1 protein-coding gene is annotated in these 536 nt (G+C 64.4%); it reads left to right on the top strand.

Translation table 11 applies throughout. The annotated features are described in order from the left end of the window. Positions 1-507 (top strand): hypothetical protein (locus tag ACTIMO_RS17260; RefSeq protein WP_448183217.1); only part of this gene is annotated, 507 nt, incomplete at its 5' end. Positions 508-536: the final 29 nt, after the last annotated feature.

The following is a 536-nucleotide window of genomic DNA, read 5'->3' as shown; positions in this document are numbered from 1 at the left end:
ATCGTCCAGGAGATGTACCTCGATAGCGAAAGTGTCCGGACCTGGGCGATGGGGGTGACGAACGCGAGCGGACACAATGTCGACCGCTACAAGGACAATCCGCAGCCCATGCGGAAGTGCGTCGAGGTATCGGTGTGGCTGATGCGCTCGAAGTATCTGGTCGAGGTGCTGCGCGCCTTCGGCGGCCGGCCGCTGACGGAGGCGCAGCTCGCCGCCGCGCTCTTGTTCCACTGGAACACCGGCGCGATCGAGCACACCGACTGGGTGAATCTGTTCCTTGCGGGGAAGTCGGTGGAGGCGCGCGCGTTCCTCATCAGCCACTATCTCAACGGCGGCAAGCTTGCCGCGCGACGGAAGGCGGAGGCGGCGCTGTTCTTCGATGGCGCCTGGGCGAATGACGGCAAGACCACCGTCTATGAGGTCTCGAAGCCCAGCTATGCGCCGAAGTGGTCGAGCGCGCGCCGCGTCGACATCTCGGCAGACGTCGCCGAGGTATTGGCGGCATGAACATCCTCAACGCTCTCAAGGGCATTGGC

This window comes from Arthrobacter sp. CP30 (genome assembly GCF_053470025.1).
The sequence above is the reverse complement of the archived record's forward strand: the minus strand, read 5'-3'. Positions and strand labels throughout refer to the sequence as shown.